The organism is Dietzia sp. DQ12-76, from assembly GCF_014145045.1.
Classification (GTDB): domain Bacteria; phylum Actinomycetota; class Actinomycetes; order Mycobacteriales; family Mycobacteriaceae; genus Dietzia.
Window position 1 is genome coordinate 1 of sequence record NZ_JAALDV010000385.1, and the last position, 2,889, is coordinate 2,889.

The following is a 2,889-nucleotide window of genomic DNA, read 5'->3' on the forward strand; positions in this document are numbered from 1 at the left end:
CGGCCCTGGGCCTCGTCGCCGGGGCCCTGGCCCGGGCCGCGGAGGCCTCGGTCCGGTTGGCGCAGGTGACCGGAGCGGCCACCGCCAAGGCCGAGGAGGACCGGCTGTTCTACCGACTCGGACGGCTGGTCTCCCTCAACGAGGTCGGCGGCTCGCCGGGCCGGATGGGTCTGCCGGTCGACGCGTTCCATCTGGCGATGGCCGAGCGTGCCCGCGCGACCCCGCTGGCCATGACGGCGCTGAGCACCCATGACACCAAGCGCGGAGAGGACGTCCGCGCCCGGATCTCGGTGCTCTCGCAGCTGCCGGATGAATGGGCGCACCTGGTCTCCGAGGTCTTCCGGAGCTTCCCCCCTCCCGCCGAGGACGCGGGGTACTTCCTCCTCCAGGTGATCGTGGGGGTGTGGCCGGCCGGCGACGACCTGGATGGTCACGAGCTCCCCGACGACCTGCGGCCCCGCCTACACGACTACACCGAGAAGGCCTTACGTGAGGCGGCCGTGCACACCACCTGGACCAGTCAGGACGGCGATTTCGAGTCCGCCGCCCACGGGTGGATCGACACACTGCTCGACTCGGGTGGCGCGCTGCTCACCCCGTTCGTCGAGCGGATCGCCCCCGCGGGACGGGACAACTCGCTGATCGCCAAGACGACACAGCTGCTGTCGCCCGGTGTTCCCGACGTCTACCAGGGCACGGAGGTGTGGGAGGACTCGCTCGTCGACCCGGATAACCGCCGGTTCGTGGACTATGAGCCCCTACGGTCCGGCGCGGTGGCCCGCGGCGGGCACCCCAAGTTCGCGCTGGTGCGTGAGGTGCTGCGGTTCCGGCGCTCGCACCCGGCGAGCATGGCTACCGGCCCGCACCTCGCGTTGCCGGTACAGGGCCCCTCCTCCGGGGACGTGGTGGCGTTCGCCAGGATCGTTGACGGGCACGCGGCGATCGGCATGATCGCCAGACGGCGGACCGCGGTGCTCGGGGCCGACGACTTCCGCGGCACCGAGGTCGTGCTCCCGGAGGGCACCTGGGTGGTGCGCCCGGTCGGCCCGGTGATCTCGAGCCGAGTGGACGTCGGCGACCTACTGGTCGGGTCACCGGTCGTGCTGATCGTCCGCGAAGACGACTGACCACGCAGGGGTCTACCCACGGCCCTGGAGGCGGTCGGTCTCGCGACGCTCTCGCTTGGTCGGTCGCCCCGCTCCCCTGTCGCGCCGCGGCTGTGACGCCAGCACCTCTCTCGGCGGCGGCGGGGGCGAGTGGTCGATATAGCAGGTCGCGGCGACCGGCGCGCCCACCCTCTTGTTGACCGTCCGCACGACCTCGAGGACGCGGATCCGGCCGAGCGTCCCCGTCACCTGGACACGATCTCCGGGCACGACCGCCTTCGACGGCTGCACCGCCTCGCCGTTGACCTTGACGTGCCCGCCCCGGCAGGCGGCCGCCGCCTTCGTCCGCGACGGGAAGAGCCGCACCGACCACGTCCACGCGTCCACCCGCACTGCCATACGGGGAGGATAGCGATACAGCGGCGGCCAGCGGTTCGCACCCGGTCCGCCCCTCGGACCGCGATCCACCCTCGTAGCTCGGGGGGCGACTCGTGAGTGGATGGGCGGATCATCCACAGCGGTGAGGTGTGGCGTCAGGGGAGGTCGGCTACCGGGTTCATCCTCATGCTGCCGCCGCGAGCAGCACGCGCCGGATCCGTTCGGCCAGCAACCACGGCCTCTCCAGATCTGCCCACCGCCAGTGGATGACCCGATATCCGAGGGCGACGAGCTCGGCGTCGCGATCCTTCTCCCGCGCGAGTCGACGTCTCACCTCCCTGAGATCGTGTCCGTCGAAGTACTTCCCGAACCCATCGCACTCGCCGATCACCCCGTGTTCGCGCCAGAAGAAGTCGACGCGGGCGACACGATTTCCGTGTGTGTCGATGATGTCCTCCTGGGTCACCGGCGTCGGCAGGCAGTGATCGGAGAAGGTCAACCTGCTCAGTGTCTCGGCAACGCTCTCGCTCCGACCGTCCATCAGCGTCATCGCCACCCGAGCCTTCTTGAGCCCGCTTCTGCCCGCCGCCCGGTCCAGGGCGACGTGCAGTGACTCCGCAGTGGCCAACTCGCCGTAGACAGCTGCATCGGCCACCGCGACACTTGTATCCCGCCCACAGGCTCTTCCGATGTCGACCACCGTCCGATCTGGCGAAGTGACCTGAAGTCCGCCGACGGTCACGATCTCGTCTGCCTCGACCGGAGACACGTCGTGTCTCGTCAGCCTCGTGTTGCGCGATCGCTGGGCGTGGCCGTTGCGGGACACCGACACCTGCCGAAGCGGCAGTCCCCATGAGGGGAGCCCCAGCACAAGTGCAGCAGACCAGTGGGTGAACACCGGCGCCACAAGACATCTGTCCGCCGCGAGGACCATGAGGAGGTGTCGATCGTCCCGGCTGAGTTCTCGGGCGGCCGCGTCGACGTAGAACCCCGGTCTCAGACGGATCATCGCGCCGGTGGACACCGCTCTGCTGAGAGCCTGGGCGCTGGCACCCCGAGCTATCAGGTCGTCGGTGGTCAAGAGGCGTGAACGCAGTTCTTCGATTCCGGTCATGCATTGATGCTGTGCCACGGTTCTGCGTCGACCCGTCGAATCCGGTAGGCGCCCGATGACGGTGTGGACGGACACAGCGGGCTGGAATCGCCGCCGTTCGCCCCTTTCTGTGCGCTCACCACCAGGTTTCGCCTGCGAGACGGGGCGCCGCCTCGGAGCAATGGACGATCACGTGCCGCACGACCCCGTGGTTGCACGATGCACCCCGAGCGTTGCATTCTGCCCCCGGAACTACGGGGGCGAATCACACCCAGAGGGGCGGATCGCGGCGAGGGGCGGCGTGAGGGCGGC

2 protein-coding genes and 1 pseudogene are annotated in these 2,889 nt (G+C 69.5%); 1 reads left to right on the top strand and 2 read right to left on the bottom strand.

Annotated elements, in window-relative coordinates; all coding sequences use genetic code 11:
* A pseudogene (locus G6019_RS12950) lies at nucleotides 1–1,127 on the top strand (malto-oligosyltrehalose synthase); the annotation flags it as partial.
* Between the two features lie 12 nt (nucleotides 1,128–1,139).
* On the opposite strand, the gene G6019_RS12955 reads toward G6019_RS12950, so the two are convergent.
* Both G6019_RS12955 and G6019_RS12960 read right to left on the bottom strand, forming a co-directional pair.
* Nucleotides 1,140–1,505, bottom strand: coding sequence for an RNA-binding S4 domain-containing protein (locus G6019_RS12955; RefSeq protein ID WP_182612709.1), 366 nt, complete (start codon nucleotides 1,503–1,505; stop codon nucleotides 1,140–1,142).
* Nucleotides 1,506–1,668: 163 nt separating this feature from the next.
* Nucleotides 1,669–2,598 (bottom strand): type IV toxin-antitoxin system AbiEi family antitoxin domain-containing protein, encoded by a 930-nt coding sequence (locus G6019_RS12960; RefSeq protein ID WP_182612711.1) that lies wholly within the window; start codon nucleotides 2,596–2,598, stop codon nucleotides 1,669–1,671.
* Nucleotides 2,599–2,889 lie beyond the last annotated feature (291 nt).

What these genes read in the sequence shown, in the direction of transcription:
- G6019_RS12955 (WP_182612709.1), bottom strand. Translation starts at nt 1,505, where the DNA reads ATGGCAGTGCGGGTGGACGCGTGGACGTGGTCGGTGCGGCTCTTCCCG.
- G6019_RS12960 (WP_182612711.1), bottom strand. Translation starts at nt 2,598, where the DNA reads ATGACCGGAATCGAAGAACTGCGTTCACGCCTCTTGACCACCGACGAC.